This window comes from Pelagicoccus sp. SDUM812003, assembly GCF_031127815.1.
Taxonomy (GTDB): Bacteria; Verrucomicrobiota; Verrucomicrobiia; order Opitutales; family Opitutaceae; genus Pelagicoccus.
In genome coordinates this window covers 41,345-57,009 of record NZ_JARXHY010000004.1, presented here as the reverse complement: position 1 = coordinate 57,009, position 15,665 = coordinate 41,345, and the positions used below count along the sequence as shown (strand labels likewise).

Annotated in this window: 16 protein-coding genes; 7 read left to right on the top strand and 9 right to left on the bottom strand. The window is 58.6% G+C overall.

Annotated features, from left to right (window positions below):
- Nucleotides 1-33: 33 nt before the first annotated feature.
- Nucleotides 34-1,479, top strand: coding sequence for a TolC family protein (locus QEH54_RS06915; protein WP_309017917.1), 1,446 nt, complete (start codon nt 34-36; stop codon nt 1,477-1,479).
- Between the two features lie 16 nt (nt 1,480-1,495).
- Here QEH54_RS06915 and QEH54_RS06910 read toward each other — a convergent pair whose 3' ends face one another.
- Genes QEH54_RS06910 through QEH54_RS06900 form a run of 3 tightly spaced genes read right to left on the bottom strand, consistent with a single transcriptional unit; the run spans nt 1,496 to nt 2,930 of the window.
- Nucleotides 1,496-1,651 (bottom strand): hypothetical protein, encoded by a 156-nt coding sequence (locus QEH54_RS06910; protein ID WP_309017916.1) that lies wholly within the window; start codon nt 1,649-1,651, stop codon nt 1,496-1,498.
- A gap of 5 nt (nt 1,652-1,656) precedes the next feature.
- Nucleotides 1,657-2,277, bottom strand: a complete 621-nt coding sequence (locus QEH54_RS06905) for a hypothetical protein (protein ID WP_309017915.1) — start codon at nt 2,275-2,277, stop codon at nt 1,657-1,659.
- The gene (locus QEH54_RS06900) at nt 2,274-2,930 is read right to left on the bottom strand and encodes a hypothetical protein (protein ID WP_309017914.1); all 657 of its coding nucleotides are present in this window, start codon (nt 2,928-2,930) and stop codon (nt 2,274-2,276) included. Before QEH54_RS06900 ends, QEH54_RS06905 begins: the two co-directional genes overlap by 4 nt.
- Before the next feature lie 251 nt (nt 2,931-3,181).
- Between QEH54_RS06900 and QEH54_RS06895 the strand changes: the two genes are divergently transcribed.
- A complete protein-coding gene (locus tag QEH54_RS06895; protein ID WP_309017913.1) occupies nt 3,182-3,709 on the top strand; it encodes a hypothetical protein in 528 nt (175 codons plus the stop codon).
- A 154-nt stretch (nt 3,710-3,863) separates the two neighbouring features.
- Here QEH54_RS06895 and QEH54_RS06890 read toward each other — a convergent pair whose 3' ends face one another.
- The gene (locus tag QEH54_RS06890) at nt 3,864-4,046 is read right to left on the bottom strand and encodes a hypothetical protein (RefSeq protein ID WP_309017912.1); all 183 of its coding nucleotides are present in this window, start codon (nt 4,044-4,046) and stop codon (nt 3,864-3,866) included.
- Between the two features lie 243 nt (nt 4,047-4,289).
- Nucleotides 4,290-5,309: a phage shock protein operon transcriptional activator gene (gene pspF / locus QEH54_RS06885; RefSeq protein WP_309017911.1), complete on the bottom strand. Its 1,020-nt coding sequence runs from the start codon at nt 5,307-5,309 to the stop codon at nt 4,290-4,292.
- 183 nt (nt 5,310-5,492) lie between these two features.
- Between pspF and pspA the strand changes: the two genes are divergently transcribed.
- The 5 genes from pspA to QEH54_RS06860 all read left to right on the top strand — a co-directional run bounded on the left by pspA (nt 5,493) and on the right by QEH54_RS06860 (nt 7,681).
- Complete coding sequence (pspA, locus tag QEH54_RS06880; protein WP_309017910.1) at nt 5,493-6,167, top strand: phage shock protein PspA; 675 nt, start codon at nt 5,493-5,495, stop codon at nt 6,165-6,167.
- Nucleotides 6,168-6,213: 46 nt separating this feature from the next.
- Nucleotides 6,214-6,453, top strand: coding sequence for an envelope stress response membrane protein PspB (locus QEH54_RS06875; protein WP_309017909.1), 240 nt, complete (start codon nt 6,214-6,216; stop codon nt 6,451-6,453).
- 30 nt (nt 6,454-6,483) lie between these two features.
- Entirely contained in the window at nt 6,484-6,864 is a 381-nt protein-coding gene (locus QEH54_RS06870; protein ID WP_309017908.1) for a PspC domain-containing protein, read from the top strand.
- Nucleotides 6,865-6,995: 131 nt separating this feature from the next.
- On the top strand, nt 6,996-7,448 hold the full coding sequence (locus QEH54_RS06865; protein ID WP_309017907.1) for a hypothetical protein: 453 nt from the start codon (nt 6,996-6,998) through the stop codon (nt 7,446-7,448).
- Nucleotides 7,448-7,681 carry a hypothetical protein gene (locus tag QEH54_RS06860; RefSeq protein ID WP_309017906.1) on the top strand — a complete coding sequence of 78 codons (234 nt, stop codon included), beginning with the start codon at nt 7,448-7,450 and terminating at the stop codon, nt 7,679-7,681. Before QEH54_RS06865 ends, QEH54_RS06860 begins: the two co-directional genes overlap by 1 nt.
- Before the next feature lie 36 nt (nt 7,682-7,717).
- On the opposite strand, the gene QEH54_RS06855 is transcribed toward QEH54_RS06860, so the two are convergent.
- From QEH54_RS06855 to QEH54_RS06840, 4 genes are all read right to left on the bottom strand, one after another.
- Nucleotides 7,718-12,058 carry a DEAD/DEAH box helicase gene (locus QEH54_RS06855; RefSeq protein ID WP_309017905.1) on the bottom strand — a complete coding sequence of 1,447 codons (4,341 nt, stop codon included), beginning with the start codon at nt 12,056-12,058 and terminating at the stop codon, nt 7,718-7,720.
- A gap of 207 nt (nt 12,059-12,265) precedes the next feature.
- Entirely contained in the window at nt 12,266-13,705 is a 1,440-nt protein-coding gene (ahcY, locus tag QEH54_RS06850) for an adenosylhomocysteinase (RefSeq protein WP_309017904.1), read from the bottom strand.
- A 34-nt stretch (nt 13,706-13,739) separates the two neighbouring features.
- Entirely contained in the window at nt 13,740-14,918 is a 1,179-nt protein-coding gene (metK, locus tag QEH54_RS06845) for a methionine adenosyltransferase (protein WP_309017903.1), read from the bottom strand.
- A 203-nt stretch (nt 14,919-15,121) separates the two neighbouring features.
- Nucleotides 15,122-15,613: a hypothetical protein gene (locus tag QEH54_RS06840; protein WP_309017902.1), complete on the bottom strand. Its 492-nt coding sequence runs from the start codon at nt 15,611-15,613 to the stop codon at nt 15,122-15,124.
- Nucleotides 15,614-15,665 lie beyond the last annotated feature (52 nt).

Sequence of the window (15,665 nt, the reverse complement as noted above, 5' to 3'; positions counted from 1 at the left end):
ATGCCCCTTCCTCATCATCCCCTTCATTTCGCCATGCTTCCCAAACGCCTCATCGTCACTCTCGCGTCCCTCGCGATCGCCGCAAGCGCTTCAAGCGCCGAAGAGACCGATACCATCGGCCTAGAGAGCCTCATCCAGCTCGCTCTCCAGCGCGACTTCCAAATCCGTATCGTGGAGATCGATCGAGACATCGCTCGTCAGACCGCGAGAGCGAACGCGGGCTACTGGGACCCCGCCGTGAGCGCCAGACACTCCGACGGTGCCTTGGGAGGCGGAGGAGGAGCCGCCTCGTCCTTCAATAGCCAGGAGGGACACGTCACCAGCGCCTCCATTTCGCAGAATCTTCCAACAGGGGGAAACGTGGTGCTCGACGCGGCGACCGGGAAATTTGAAAACGAGTTCGGCGACGCCTACGCCACCAACGCGGGCATCGCTCTCAACCAGCCCTTGCTGAAAAACTTCGGGGGAGCGGAAAGCCTGCGCCGCCTGCGCATCGCCAAGCGCGACTACGAGCAAACCGAGCAATCCTTCAAGCTTCAGGCGATCGCCACCGTCACCAACGCCATCACGCTCTACAACCAGGTCGCCCTGCGCAAGGACTCCCTGCGCGTCGCCGAACAGAGCCGCGAACTGGGACGAAAGCTCGTCGAGGACACCCGCAAGCGGGCGGAACTGGGCACGGTGGAAGCCCGCGGGGTAGAGGTCGCGGAGACTCGACTCTCCCAACGCGAAGCGAATGTCGTCCAGCAGGAGCGCCTCTACTACGAAGCCCTCAACGAACTGAAGCGTTTCGTATCCAACGAGTCGATCGCCCTGGTGGAATGGCAGGTCACGGTTGGCGAGATCCCCGAGCCCACGCCTTGGAGCGGCGACTTGAAAGAGGATTTTGGATACGCTCTGCTCAATCGCCCGGACTACCTGCAGTCCCTCATCGAAATCCAGAAGGCCGAGATCCAGGTCAAAGCGGGCCACAGCCAAGCGCTCCCGCAGCTCGACCTCACGGCTCGCTATTTCCGCACCTCCTTCAACGATTCCTTCACCAGCAGCTACAAGGGTCTGGCTGACGCGGAGGACGATCTCTTCGTGGGCGTCATCTTCAGTCGCCCCTTGCTGAACATCACCGGTCGCGCCCAACGGGCCAGCGCCAGCTTGTTCAACGACCGGGCCCACCTGGTCGAACAGCAGCTCAAGCAGTCCATCGCGATCCAACTGGACAACGCGGCTCGCCGCATCCGCACGGAGGCCCAGAGCCGCCAGCTGGCGCGCGAAGGCCGCGAATTCGCCGAAAGGTCCTTGGAGGCGGAGGAACGCAAACTCAACCTCGGCCAAAGCACCGCCTATTTCGTGCTCGAAGCTCAGGAAGACCTCACCGCCGCTCAGGTCCGCGAGCTGGAGGCGATCGCCAACTACAACATCGCCGTGGCCCGCTACTATCAGGTCAAAGGCAGCACGCTCGATCAGGTGGGCATCCAGCTCTGACTGAACGCACGCCGAGCTAGCGCTGGACGGCGCCAGCCGAGCGATCGAAGCCCCTGACATTCGACCAGTCCTCCACCAGCGCCAACGGCAGGATCAGCAGGACCACCAGCAACACGATCTTGAGAAATCGGGTCGCCTTCCTGACGAGAGCGGCTTCGGGCAAGGTCGCCATGGGGTTCAAAACAGGTATTTCAAGTCCTTCATCTCCCTCGCTTCGTAAAAGCAAAGGCCAGGCCCGACGCACAAGGGCAGGTTTAAAATCATCGAAATGGGCGAAAAGCTGATGAGCTCCGCCAAAAGCAGCAGCATGATCCCCACGCAAACGAACTGCCAAACGATGAGGTCGCGTTTCAGCCTGTTCGACCCCAGAACGTGCATGGCGACAAAACCGGAGAGGACGAGGAAGAGAAACACGCAGATTCCCAGAAACCGATACTCCAGTTCAGAATCTCTCGGAACCCTGCCAAATGAAACGGTCTCTTCAGAGGGCTTCAGAGAAGGAATCGCCAGACTGACGATGTTCGCGACGCGCTGATACTCCGCGTTCAGCACGACATGCAGGTTGCGTGACAGGCGCGCCGACTGATGGTAGGCGCCCACCAGCGCCCGTTCCGCCAACCCCGCTGACTCATCACCCGTGAACGAGCCGACAAATTCAAGCTGCTCAACCACCGTCCCTCCTCGATCGGAGTTCTGGTAAGCGCTTTTCGGAGCCGGCGTGTAGACGAAAAAGCCAGTGGCCAAGATGAAGAGCAGCATGCCTCCGTGCCTGATGAGAATTCCCTTGAAATCGATCATTCAGCCTCTCCACTCCATCGCTTTCCAGCGCCGCACGAGCCTTCGCCGACCGCTGCGGCTCTTGGGAAAGCGATTCCGCGAAGCCAAAGCTCCTGACCGATCGTGATCGCGGCACCCACCCAACAGGCCGAGACCAGGCACTCTTCCCATGTTGGCAGTATCCAATTCACACGCGCAAACAATAGCCCGATCAGCATGTTTCGAACGACAGCGATGAGAAAGAAGACTAGGCTGTGCGTTTCCAAAAAAACTTCGCTTCGCGTATCCCGGACCGGACTGCCATGGGCGATGCGGGCGATCTCCACCATCTCGGATTCCCTCGCAGAAGGGTCGCGTTTCGCTTTGCATCCGGACCGCGCCTCCTTCTTCGCTTCCGTTCTCCGCCGCGAAGCGAGCCGAGCGAGCTCCACCGCATCGATCCGCTCATTCGCTCCGTCGGGTTTCGGCGCGACCGAAGGCGCTTTGCGTTTTCCTCCGACTCCACATTGCGAATACGGCCTCCAGTTTTGCCAGTCCTCCGTACGCGCCACCTGAAGCTCCGCGGGCTCGAAGCCACCGCTTTCCACCAGCAAGGCCAACTCGTCCCGGAGCAACGGTCCCTTGATCCGGCCATCGCCGGACTTCACAAGCCAAACTCGTTGATCATCATTCATACAGAGTCCCTCTGGGCACTGATCCGCGCTAATACCAACGGAGCCGACCGACACAAGTTTAGCTCTCGCCGGGGAAAATTTCGACGCAAGTCGCAGCGAGGAAGCGACTTGAGCGATGAAATAGGGAAACCGTCTCCACTCCGCGAGCAGATCGCTCTCCCGCTCCGAAACGGGGGGACGATCCCCACCTGGCGCGCATTCTGCGACTTTCGGAGACCAGACTGGAACCCGAAACATGAAAGGAAACTGCCATGAGACAGCTTCGAAACAAATCAATCCATCTCTTGCACGCCTTCGCCGCAGCCGCCCTGCTGGCCATGGCGCCCGCCCTGTCGGCTGACAGCGGCGAAACCGCCCAGAGCTCCAAGCTCACGGTGCTCATCGACGACCTTCAGGGACACCTGGATTTCTCGTCCGAACGCGTCAGAGAGGATCTTTTGCAATCTGCATTTTACAACGTTGCGGACCGCAAGGACTGGATCGGCGAGTTCGAGTTCGAATACAACACCGCCCTGCCCAAGAACGCCCGCGACCACCTTCGCTTCCGCGTAGTGGATTGGGAACGGACACGCTCCAACTTCTACGAGTTCACCGCCCAAGCGGAATACTTCGACTCGAATGGCGAGAAAACCAACCTCGGCCTCGTGCGTGGCACCACGACCGGCATCGCCGTGACCAACGCCTACGACGTCTCGGATCAGTTCGTCGAGGCAGCCGAACAGGCGTTTGAGGACGCCGTGGAAAAACTCTCGAAAAAGCTTTCGAGCTCCGCCTCGTAGCGAGATCTAGGACGGGTCCCAGCGACCCGTCCCGCAAGACCGGAGGCCTCTCGCCTCCAGTTTTCAGATAAACGAAAAAAGCGGCTTCGTTTCTCATGGATCCCAATGGATCGAGAGAGACGGAGCCGCTTTCGTCTTTGCGATTCGCGAGGGGCTAGGCCTTCACGTTGAGCTTGCCGCCTACCGGCCCACTGGGCTGCGACTGCTCGACTTGTTCGGCCACGCCTTCGATCACCTTCAAGGCCGCTTTGCCGGGCGCTTCCTTCGCATTTTTCAAGGCCGTCAAGGGAGAAGCGAGCGCTGCCTGCGCCGCGGTAGAGGATGAATCGATAGTCATAAAGCGTGCGGTCGTTAGAGTGTAGATTGAGAGTTGCGCTGCCCTTGCGCCCCGAAGAGCCAGGGCCGGGAAGCGTTTCCTAATACGACCGGCGCCCGAGCGACTTTTCCCCATTTACGCGAAACGAGGAGTATTACGCCGCTTTCGTCCGCTTTCCATTTCCTTGGCTAGGGCGAGCGCGTATCAACGCTCAAGAGAAGACCGGGACTTCTCCCCCCGGCGACGCTCCCGCGCGCCGCTCGCTCAAACGTCCAGCTCGTCTTTGAGCCGTCGATACAAGGCCCGAAACTGATGGTAGCTGATCCCAAGCCGCTCGGCAGCCTTCGTCTGCTTGAAGCCGCACGCTCGCAACGCCGAACGAAGCGAACGAATCTCCAGCTCCTTGACCTTTTCCGGTAGGGGTCGCTGGTCGTCGTCACTGGCTTCGGTCCCTTCCGAGGCGCTCCGCTTCTCCCCCCCTTGCAGATAGGGGTTCACAAACGGGTCGAATTCGATCGTATCGATTCGCTTGCCTCCGGATCGGTAGACGGTTCGCTCCACTACGTTCTTGAGCTCCCGGATGTTTCCCGGCCAGCGGTAGGCGTTCAGGCTCTTCAACGCTCCGCTGGAAAACTGCGGCACATCGCCCAGCCCAAGCTCCTGCGCCATCGAGGCCGCGAAGTGCATGGCCAAATGCTCGATATCCTCGCTGCGGGCCCGCAAGGGCGGCAAATAAAGCACGTCGAAGGAAAGGCGATCCAGCAGGTCGCTCTTGAACTTCCCCCGGTTCGCCATCTCCGGCAAATCCGCGTTGGTAGCGCCCACGATGCGCACGTCGACCTTGACCGAATTCGAACCGCCCACTCGCTGAAAAATGCCATACTCCACCGCTCGCAGGATCTTCTCCTGCACCGTCATGGAGACCAACCCGATCTCGTCGAGAAACAAGGTGCCTCCCTCCGCCGCCTCGAAGCGCCCCATGCGCCGCTTCACCGCGCCCGTGAACGCCCCCGCTTCATGCCCGAACAGCTCCGACTCCAAAACCGTCTCCGCCAACGCCGCGCAGTTCAAAGCCACCAGCGGCCCCTGCCACCGCGAAGAAAGATAGTGCAGTCGCGAAGCCGCCAACTCCTTGCCCGTTCCCCTCTCCCCTATGATCAGTACCGGACGATCGATCTTCGCCACCTGCGAGAGCCGCTGCTGAAAGTCGAAAAACGCCTCCGAAATGCCGAGGGCATCGGGCAACGGCCCCATCTCAAAACTACCCTCATCTTCCTGGTTCATTCGCATGGTTTATTTATCCGTTTTTTGGTGATCTCAACCTAATTTTTATCAAACCAAAAGCTGAAGAATTCGATGAAAATTTTCTAACCCCTAACTATCAGTCGCTTAAGATATCCGAAGGAGCTTTGGCACGGATCGTGTTTATACTTTTCCGAACCTAAACAATTTTAACCAAAAACGAAAATGGGAATATTCACACGCTTCAAAGACATCGTCTCCTCCAACATCAACGCCATGCTCGACAAGGCGGAAGATCCGGAGAAGCTGATCAAGCTCATGATCCAGGAAATGGAGGATACGCTCGTGGAGCTCAAAGCCTCCTGCGCCTCGACCATGGCCACCAAGTCCAAAATCATCCGCGCCCTGGATAGCGTCCAGTACCGCGTCACCGATTGGGAGAACAAGGCTCGTCTGGCAGTCTCCAAAGGACGCGAGGACCTAGCTCGCGAAGCGCTCGCCGAGAAGCGCGTCTTCACCGAGGAGGCGGATCGCCTGCAGAAGGAGATCGATCAGCTCGACCACATCGTGGAAAAGTACCAGAGCGATATCGGCCAGCTCGAGGACAAGCTCGCAAACGCTCGCAAGAAGCACCAGATGCTCATCCAGCGCCACACCCAAGCGGAAAAGCGCTACAAGGCCCAGAGCGTGCTGCGCAAGAACGACAACTCGGACGCCTTCGCTCGCTTCGATGCCTTCGAAAACCGCATCGAGCGCATGGAGGCCGACGCTGACCTGGTCAACGCCAAGTCCAAGCCAAGCCTGGAGGACGAGTTCGCGAAACTCGAAGGCGACGAGACCCTGGAAAAGGAACTTGCGGCCCTGAAGGCGGAAATCGAGAATAAGTCCAACGAAAAATAGGACTTCTCATCACTCCCAACTCGCAGCCCTCTAATCAGCCTAGAACATGATGAACCCCTTTCACTTCCTTCTCGAAATGATGCCCTTCGTTATACCGATCGCGATCGTCGGAATCATCTTCGGGTCCATCACGAGCATCGTCAAAGCGAAGACCGAGGCCAAAGCGAAGGGGGGAGCCGGACTGAGCGACGAAGAGGCCCGCATCATGCAAGACCTTCACCAGTCCTTGCAAAAGATGGAGAAACGGGTCGAAGCGCTCGAAACCATCATCATCAACAAAAAGTAGTCGACTAGAGGCTACACCGAGACACCTACCATGAGTAAACCGCTTTATCGGTCAAAAAACCGCATCGTCTTCGGCATCTGCCAAGGACTCGCCGACCACTTCGACTTATCCGTCGTTTGGATACGACTCGGCCTCGTCGCGATCTCACTCTTCACCGGATTCTTCCCCTTCCCCGTTCTCTACGCCATCGCAGCTCTCATCATCAAGCCCGAGCCCGAAGGCTTGCGACGGGAAGAGCGTAGCTTCTGCTACGAAGAGGACTATTTCGAAACCAGCGACTCGCCTCGCATGCTTAGTTTGCGTCGCCTGAAAAACCGCTTCGACTCCATCGAATCGCGCATCCGTCGCATGGAGAATTACGTGACCAACAAGTCCTACGACTGGGAGCGCCGCTTCAACGCCGGCAAGTAAGCTCCTCACCTCTCCTCCTCTCCTCCTTCTTTCTTCCCGCGAGCGTACCACTCGCGAAACGGGACCACCATGTCCCGCCGTCTTGGAATAGCAACGCCAACTCACCGCTAATCCCGACATCTCCTTCCGTCATGAAAGCTCTTCCCTATCGAGCAACTCACACTTCGTTCACTTTGATCGTTCTGATCGGTTTCCTTACCATCGCCCTTGCCTCGGAAAAGAAAGCCGAACCTATCGCGTATTCGTCATATGGGCACGGTCCCGAGCTCGTGCTCCTGCACAACTCGCAAGAACACGAAGAAAACTGGATAAACGCCGCTAAGCAGCTCGCAAACCGTTTTCAAATCATCGTGATCGACCTCTCTCAACTTCCGGACCATTCAGTATCCACGAGCATCATACATGATCAGCTCGAAGAAATGGGAGTGCGCTACGCTCGCATATCAGGCGCCCCCAGCGGCGAGGAGTTCGCGCAGCGGTACGCCCTGGCCTACCCCAACGACTCCCGCAGCTTCCTCCTCCCTCAGTCGAGCGAGGATCTGAAAACACTCACCGACCTTCTAAACTCAACCCATATTCTCTAATGTCAGACCAAGGATCCGCCGGCAACGTCATCGCCGCCCTCTGCAGCTTCTTCATCCCCGGCCTAGGCCAACTGCTTCAAGGCCGCGTATTGGCAGCTCTCATACACTTCGTCTTCGCATGGCTGCTCTGGATCATCCTCTTAGGATGGGTCGTCCACCTCTGGTCGATCATCGACGCCGCCCGCTTCCGCTCGCCTCGACGCTACCGCCACTGCCGCTACGAATACGATTGAGTCCCGGGCGACAGCGATGTCGGCCTCACGAAAGGCTTAGCTAAAACCGCCTTCCACCACCACTCGCTTGTGGTCGCTGTGCAATTTCAGGACGCTTCCCAAGCCCTCCAAATAAGGGCTTAGGCGAGCGTCCTCGCCGTTTATCTCCTCAACCAAAACCCGCGATACGCCGGCTCGACCGAGTCCCCACATCGATTCCAGCATAGCGAAGACGGAAGTCAGATCCGGGTCGTCCAGCGGCAAGTGAATGCGCAGCGACTTGCCGCCACGCGAACTCTCGAGAGCCAGGGTCGATCCTCGATAGGCGAGAACAGTGCCGGCTCGGCGAGCGGGCATCGTCGAAGCGCCACCGCCTAAGAGACCCAAACCGCAAACCGAAGCTGGATCCGCAGCGCTTAGCCAGTAGAGCGCCGATCTTGGCAGATCCTTCAACAAGGCTCGAAAGGCCGCCTTTGAGGCGAATTGCAGACCGGGCACGCCCTCGAAAAACCGCCCTCCGATCGCTTCTCCAGAAAGCTCCAGAAGTCTCAAGGCTTTGAATACGTCCCTCCAACGAAAACCGTTCGCCTCCCGTTGAAGGATCTCCTTGAAAACCACTCCGTACCGGTCGAGCAGCAAACGGGCTCGCTCTCGCTGCAGCTCCAGCCGCTCGACTGGGTCGCCTTCGTCTTCGACGTCCGGCAAAACGTACCAAGCGCCTGGGTACGTCACCGTCCTGATGGCTGAGGATCGGCGGCCAAGCCGCTGGCGTCTCGTGCGACGCTCTGGTTGAGCGCTTCGTTCGCAGAGTGCGAAGCCCCCGCCAACCCCTCTGCGGGCCGTCGCGAACGCATCGTTGCTGACGCGCCCCTTCCATACCAATCCCCAGAGGGAGCTCTCCAATTCCCTCGAAGGCATTTCCAAGGTTTCTTGCAGCTTCGCGAAACTCAAGCGCTGACCGCTAGCCAGCCGAGCAAGGACCTGTCCTTCCGCCTCATCCAGCTCGCTTCCTTCGCCGGACTCCACAAAGAGGTCCCAATCGTCCTCCAAAGCGAAGCACACTTTGCCCTCGCCAAAGCCACGCCACCTCATCTCGTCCTCCAGAAGGACGCTATCGAGCAAGGCGGGGTGATAGTTCTTAACTCGAACCGGCAGGATCGACTTCTCCCAGTCCTCGATCCCAAAGCTCATGCCCCATAGGCGATCCAAGGCGTCTCGAACCGAACGAACGCCTTCCTCCGGCGTCACCAAACCCTGCCATTGAGCGAGAAACAGGGGCAAGTCCTCCAACGGCAAGGCCGAGAATCGAGGGCGGTTCCTAGCCCGATTCATTCGAAGCAAGGTCTCGTAGTTCTCCGCTTCGCAAACGTACAGCCCCCGCTCGCCTTCCACCAGCTCTCCCACCACCAGCCGGCGCTCGTCAGCCAGGGCATCCAGCATAGCCATCAGCCTTTCCCCCGAGCACGCCAAACTTCCCTGGGCCGATTCCAGGGAAATCGGTCCGAAATAGGATAGCCATTCGATGAATACGTCAGCATCGGGCAGATCGCCAAAGAGGGCTTCGGCCTTCTCGCGCTCGTCCTCATGCGCGATCCAGGTTTCACTGCCCACTTTCAGCCTTACGGTTTTCGAAACAAACTGGTCGTGGCCTTCCAGCTGGGACGCCCGCAACAACCCCTCCCAATCCGACTCGAGCAGAGCGACGCGGTCGCGCAGCCACTCCAGCATCTCCAACACGTCTCCGGGTTCATAGCCCGCAGCCGTTCTCTGGCGCTTCGCCTCGAACTCCCGTATCAGGTCTTTAGATACCTTTGGTCGCGCTGATTCGTCGAACGCGATCGATCGTACCAGGTCCTCCTTTAGCGAGGAGCGTCCGTCCGAATTCGGGTCGTCCGTCGCGTACATATATTCATCGTTGATCTGCCTCCAAGCGACGCTGGAGGCGAACGGACTGGCGACCGACAAATGAGCTTGCGAGATTTCGATCTCGCCATCCTCCAGCTCGGCCAGGACGAGCTTGAGGGCGTCCATGTCGAATTCATCCTTCAAGCAGGTTCGCCACGCTTCCAGCAAGAGCGGAAAATCGCCAAAGCGCTGCACGGACTCGAAAAGCTTCTTGGCCCGCAAGCGGCTCAGCCAAAGCGGCAAACGTTGCCCCGCCCGATTTCGTGTGACGAGCAAGGCATTGCCAGCCGCCTCGCGGAAACGCGCCCCGAAAAACCCGGATCCTTCTAGGCGTTTGCGCAGCCAGCTTTCCACATTTCCAGCGGTCACCAAAGGCAGGACCTCCTCGATTGTCACGCCTTCGGACAGCATCAGCACCACGCAGTCGTCGTTGACGTAGATTTCGGTTCGATGGCCCATCGTCTCGTTCCACGCCGCGTCCAAAGCCAAAGCGAACGGCCGATTGACGCGGCCGCCCCAATGCGTATGCAAAACGAGCTGCTTGCCAGGAGCCCCCGAAGGCGCGGCATCGATCAGCTCGGCCAAAAGATGATGACGATGCGGCAGACTACTGCGTGTCACCACTTTTTGACTACGCAAAAAGCGCGCAAGCGATTCGGCCGCGGCGGCGTTCAACTCGAATCGGCTTTCCAGCTCCTGCGGAAAGGCCTTCTCGTCCAGTCGATCGTTCGCCCACTCAAGGAAGCTGCCGATTCGTTCCGCGAAATGGAAGTCGCGGTTATAGCGCTCCGCCCTCCAAAACGGTGGCGCCATCTCGCCTGCCTCCGCCGGGACCACGAACACGTCGTTGTAGGTGATGCGCTCGATCTTCCAGCTCTGTACTCCGAGCGTGAACACGTCACCGATGCTTCTCTCCCACACGAACTCCTCATCGAGCTCGCCGAGCCGAGCTCCGTTTCCAGTCAACCTCAGATGAAAATAGCCTCGGTCCGGAATGACTCCGCCTGAGAAGTAGAAAGCCATCAAGGCCCCCTTTCGAAGCGTAACCGTGTTTTCACTACGACTTATCGAAATCCGCGGTTTCAGTTCGCGCAATCGGCTCTCCGCATAGCGGCCCGCGAGCATGTTCAAAACCAGGTCGAACTGCTCTCGGGTCAGTTCACGGTAGCAGTAGCAGCTGCGAACAAGCGCAAAGAGCTCGTCAATATCCCAAGGACCCGCCCCAAGCGTCGAAACGATCACCTGAGCGAGCACGTCAAGCGGTCGTTCCACCGGCTGCACCGCTTCGATATCGCGCTCGCGTATCGCCTCGGACAATACGGCGGATTCCAGAAAGTCACGCGAATGCGAAGGAAAGACCACCGCTCGACTCACCGCGCCCACCTGATGCCCGGCTCGGCCGACCTTCTGGATAGCGGACGAAATCCGATTGGGGCTCTGCACCATGACCACGCAATCCAGAGCTCCGACGTCGATCCCCATTTCCAGCGAATTGGTCGCTACGATGGCTTTGAGCTCGCCCTGCTTCAGACGTTGCTCCACAGCGGATCGAATCTCCTTCGACAACGATCCATGATGTGAATACGCCAGCGGCGTCGCTTCCTCCAAGTTCAGACGATGTGCGATCTTCTCGCAAAGCATGCGGCTGTTGACGAAGATCAAGGTGGAGCGGTTTTCCCGAACCAGCGTCTTGAGCTCGGCCACGATCGGCGCCCAGGTGTCCTCATCGTTCGCCTCTTCATCGAAATTTTCCGGGAAACGGACTGCGATCTGATAGCGTTTCTCCACAGAAGATTCCGCCAGCCTCAAAGGGCGGGGCCTTCCCTCGAAGAACCCTCCCACCACAGCAGCCACAGTCTCCATCGGCTTAACCGTGGCGGAGAGAGCGACTCGTTGAAATTCGCCGTTTAGATGAGCGAGGCGTTCCACCGCTGTCATGAGGTAAACGCCACGCTTGGATCCGACTACGGAATGTATCTCATCCAGAATCACCGATCGGACGCCCAACAAAGCCCGGCGACCGTCGTTCGAAGTCAGGAGCAGATTTAGGCTTTCCGGAGTGGTGATCAGGATCTCCGGAGGCTTGCGCAGCATCTTTCGACGGTCCGCTTGCTCGGTGTCGCCACTTCGAGTCATCACTCGAATTTCCGGCCAATCCAGCTTTTCGTCGCGGAAAACCGCCTTCAGCTCCGCCAGCGGAGAGAGCACATTGCGGCGGATGTCGTTGTTCAACGCTTTGAGCGGTGAAATGTAAAGCACTCGCGTACCTCCGAGTTCCCACTCCCCGCATAGCAGCTGATTTATGCTCCACAAAAACGCCGCCAAGGTCTTGCCGCTACCAGTGGCGGCGGAAATCAGGCAGTGCTCGCCGTCCGCGATGAGCCGCCAAGCCTTCTCCTGAATTTCGGTCGGCCGCCCAAAACGCTTCTGAAACCAACCAGCAAGAACTGGATGAAAACGTTCGAGAATTGATTCGGAAGCGTCGGCAGGCATGAGGTAAAACAACGGTACTCTTAGTACAATCAACGACGACTACGGAGAAGCCGAAAATGAAGTCGCCCCAACGCGGCGACCTACAATCGCAAACGAGAACCCTGTAGGTCGAGGCGCCGACCCGACAATGCGAAACCATTCACCGCCCACAAAAAAGCGACGGGCTGAGACAACCCGTCGCTCTGAAGATGAAAATCTGTCTTTCGACTAGTAGCGGTAGTGGCTCGGCTTATACGGTCCGGCCACATCTACTCCGATGTAGTCCGCCTGCGAGTCGGTGAGCTTGGTCAGCTTCACGCCGATCTTCTCGAGGTGCAAGCGAGCGACTTCTTCGTCGAGGTGTTGCGGCAAGCGGTAGACGCCGACCTTGTACACGTCCTTGTTCCTCCAGAGATCGAGCTGAGCGAGCGTCTGGTTGGCGAAGGAGTTCGACATGACGAACGACGGGTGGCCGGTGGCGCAGCCGAGGTTGACCAGACGTCCCTCGGCGAGCAGGAAGATCTCGTTGCCAGCTGGGAAGGTGTACTTGTCGACCTGAGGCTTGATGTTCTCGTGCTTGATGCCCGGGAAGTTCACCAGCTTGGAAACCTGGATCTCGTTGTCGAAGTGACCGATATTGCAAACGATAGCCTGGTCCTTCATCGCCTTCATGTGATCGATGGTGATGATGTCCTTGTTGCCAGTGGTGGTCACGTAGATGTCAGCGCGACCGAGGGTGTCCTCGATGGTCGTGACTTCGAAACCTTCCATGGCGGCCTGCAGAGCGCAGATCGGGTCGATCTCGGTCACGATCACGCGAGCGCCCATGCCGACGAGCGCTTGGGCGCAGCCCTTGCCAACATCGCCGTATCCACAAACCACTGCCACCTTGCCGCCAGTCATGACGTCGGTGGCGCGCTTGATGCCGTCGATGAGGGATTCGCGGCAGCCGTAGAGATTGTCGAACTTGGACTTGGTCACGGAGTCGTTCACGTTGATGGCGGGAACGAGCAGCTTTCCAGCCTTCTCCATGTGGTAGAGGCGATGCACGCCAGTTGTCGTTTCCTCCGAAACGCCCTTCCACTCCTTCACCAGATCGTGCCAGCGCGTTGGGTTCTCTTCGTGAGAGCTTTTGAGAAGCGCTTTGATGACCCCTTCCTCTTCCGATTCGGACGGCGTATTGACCCAGTCACTACCGTTTTCCAGCTCGTAGCCCTTGTGGATGAGAAGCGTGGCGTCGCCACCGTCGTCCACGATGAGCTGCGGGCCTAGGCCACCAGGGAACTTGAGAGCCTGATCGGTGCACCACCAGTACTCTTCCAGCGTCTCGCCCTTCCAGGCGAATACCGGCACGCCTGCCTTGGCGATGGCCGCAGCGGCATGGTCCTGCGTGGAGAAGATGTTGCAGGAGACCCAGCGAACGTCGGCGCCGAGGTCGACCAAAGTCTCGATCAGGACCGCGGTCTGGATGGTCATGTGCAGGGAGCCCATGATGCGAACGCCAGCCAGTGGCTTGTCGTCCGCATACTTCTTGCGCACGCCCATCAGGCCTGGCATTTCAGCTTCCGCGATAGTGATTTCCTTGCGACCGAATTGGGCCTGCGCCTCGAACTCCTCGGGAGTCTTGGCCGCTACTTTGTAAGGGAGAATTTCTGTAGTTTCTGGCATGATACTAATTTGGCTGTGGTGTTGTCTCGCAGGCCTATGAAAGCGCCTTGGCCGCCTTCTTGAGGGCCGCCGCCTTGTTGGTTTGCTCCCAAGGCAAATCGTCCTTGCCGAAATGGCCGTAATTGGTGGTGCTGCGGTAGATCGGCTGCTTGAGCTTGAGCTGAGATACGATGTCCGCTGGCTTGAACTTGAAGACCTCGGAAACCGCCTTCTCGATGACTTCCTCGTCGACCGTGTTGGTGCCGAAGGTGTCAACAGTGATGCTGACCGGCTCCGGATAGCCGATGGCGTAGGCCACCTGCAACTCGGCTCGGGCCGCTAGGCCAGCCGCCACGATGTTCTTGGCCACCCAACGGCACATGTATGCCGCGGAGCGATCGACCTTGGAGGGATCCTTGCCGGAGAAGGCTCCGCCGCCATGACGGCCGGTTCCTCCGTAAGTATCCACAATGATCTTACGGCCGGTGAGGCCGGCGTCGCCCTGCGGACCGCCAATGACGAAACGTCCGGTCGGGTTGATGAGAAATTGGGTGTTCTTGGTGAGAAGCTTTTTCGGAAGACTCTTCTTAATAACCTTGTCGATCATGAACTTCTCGATGGTCTTCTTGTCGACGTCCGCGGCGTGCTGCGTGGAAATGACCACCGCGGTGATTTCCTTGGCCTTGCCGTCCTCGTAGCGGATGGACACCTGAGACTTGCAGTCGGGGCGTAGCCACTTGGCTTGACGACCGCCATGGCGGATGCGAGCGATCTCGCGGCCGACGCGGTGGGCGTACATGACAGCGGCGGGCATGAGCTCCGGCGTCTCGTCGCAAGCGTAGCCGAACATGATGCCCTGGTCGCCCGCGCCCTGCTCCGCCGTATCCTTGCCCTTGGCCTTCTTGGCGTCGACGCCTTGTGCGATGTCAGGCGATTGGCTGGTCAGGTTGTTGGTGATGAACACCTTGTCCGCATGGAAAACGTCGTCGTCATTTACGTAGCCGATCTCGCGAATGGCTTGCCGCACCACCTGCTCGTAGTCGAACTTGGCCTTGGTAGTGATCTCGCCAGCAAGCACCACCACGTTGCTCTTCACCAGAGTCTCGCAAGCGACGCGGCTATCGGGGTCCTGCTCGAGACAAGCGTCGAGAACGCTGTCGGAAATGTAGTCGGATACTTTGTCGGGATGGCCCTCGGCCACGGACTCGGAAGAGAATACGAAGTTTTTTGGCATAGCTGTTTAGGTTTCCGTCTTAGGCGAAACGAATCTTCGCTCGCCATTTATCAACATATGACGATCTATTGATATGTTGATTGCAAAAAGCAAGAGCGGATTCACCCTATGCTTGCGGGGAAGAATGCCTTGAGCAGATACGCCTATGGCGGGCGAGGAAACGAGAGCCAACGAGCGGGCCGGTCAGCGCAGCAACGAAGTCGCTAAGGCCTTTTTCGCTGCTTGATCAGCTGGTAGCCGACGGCCAGATCCAAGCCCTGCGACTCTTCCAACTGCCGTTGCTCACGCAGCTCCTCCTTCTTTTCGGCGCTCATGGCCGCGGTCAGCTGCTTGCGGATCTTGAGCGGCGTCACTCGCTCTTCCTTGAAAGCAAGTCGGCCCTTCGAGCCATTGAGCTCGATCAGAATCGATTCGGTCTCCGCATCCCACTCAAGGAGAGTCAAACCCGCTCGAGCCTCCTTCAGCCCCAGCCAAAAGTGTCCTCCGCCCACGCGATCGTGGATGCAGAACTGGGCCCTATCGCCGATGCGCAGGATTCCGTTGAATTCGTAGGATTTGAGCGAGGAGCTCATCTCCGAACCGTTAGCAGCCCCGGCGAAGAGAGACAGTATCACGAAAACAGGGCTCAGCTTCCAGCGGGCCATTCTCACGGAGTCCGAGAAGCTAGGAAATGTTTTCAGTTTCTTGATCATCATTTTTTCGGCGAAATCTTAAACGCTCAAAACCAGCCCTCCGCCAAGAGGGCTG

Excerpts from the sequence above, each read along its gene's own strand:
- QEH54_RS06915 (WP_309017917.1), top strand. The coding sequence starts at position 34 with ATGCTTCCCAAACGCCTCATCGTCACTCTCGCGTCCCTCGCGATCGCC.
- QEH54_RS06910 (WP_309017916.1), bottom strand. The coding sequence starts at position 1,651 with ATGGCGACCTTGCCCGAAGCCGCTCTCGTCAGGAAGGCGACCCGATTT.
- QEH54_RS06905 (WP_309017915.1), bottom strand. The coding sequence starts at position 2,277 with ATGATCGATTTCAAGGGAATTCTCATCAGGCACGGAGGCATGCTGCTC.
- QEH54_RS06900 (WP_309017914.1), bottom strand. The coding sequence starts at position 2,930 with ATGAATGATGATCAACGAGTTTGGCTTGTGAAGTCCGGCGATGGCCGG.
- QEH54_RS06895 (WP_309017913.1), top strand. The coding sequence starts at position 3,182 with ATGAGACAGCTTCGAAACAAATCAATCCATCTCTTGCACGCCTTCGCC.
- QEH54_RS06890 (WP_309017912.1), bottom strand. The coding sequence starts at position 4,046 with ATGACTATCGATTCATCCTCTACCGCGGCGCAGGCAGCGCTCGCTTCT.
- pspF (WP_309017911.1), bottom strand. The coding sequence starts at position 5,309 with ATGAACCAGGAAGATGAGGGTAGTTTTGAGATGGGGCCGTTGCCCGAT.
- pspA (WP_309017910.1), top strand. The coding sequence starts at position 5,493 with ATGGGAATATTCACACGCTTCAAAGACATCGTCTCCTCCAACATCAAC.
- QEH54_RS06875 (WP_309017909.1), top strand. The coding sequence starts at position 6,214 with ATGATGAACCCCTTTCACTTCCTTCTCGAAATGATGCCCTTCGTTATA.
- QEH54_RS06870 (WP_309017908.1), top strand. The coding sequence starts at position 6,484 with ATGAGTAAACCGCTTTATCGGTCAAAAAACCGCATCGTCTTCGGCATC.
- QEH54_RS06865 (WP_309017907.1), top strand. The coding sequence starts at position 6,996 with ATGAAAGCTCTTCCCTATCGAGCAACTCACACTTCGTTCACTTTGATC.
- QEH54_RS06860 (WP_309017906.1), top strand. The coding sequence starts at position 7,448 with ATGTCAGACCAAGGATCCGCCGGCAACGTCATCGCCGCCCTCTGCAGC.
- QEH54_RS06855 (WP_309017905.1), bottom strand. The coding sequence starts at position 12,058 with ATGCCTGCCGACGCTTCCGAATCAATTCTCGAACGTTTTCATCCAGTT.
- ahcY (WP_309017904.1), bottom strand. The coding sequence starts at position 13,705 with ATGCCAGAAACTACAGAAATTCTCCCTTACAAAGTAGCGGCCAAGACT.
- metK (WP_309017903.1), bottom strand. The coding sequence starts at position 14,918 with ATGCCAAAAAACTTCGTATTCTCTTCCGAGTCCGTGGCCGAGGGCCAT.
- QEH54_RS06840 (WP_309017902.1), bottom strand. The coding sequence starts at position 15,613 with ATGATGATCAAGAAACTGAAAACATTTCCTAGCTTCTCGGACTCCGTG.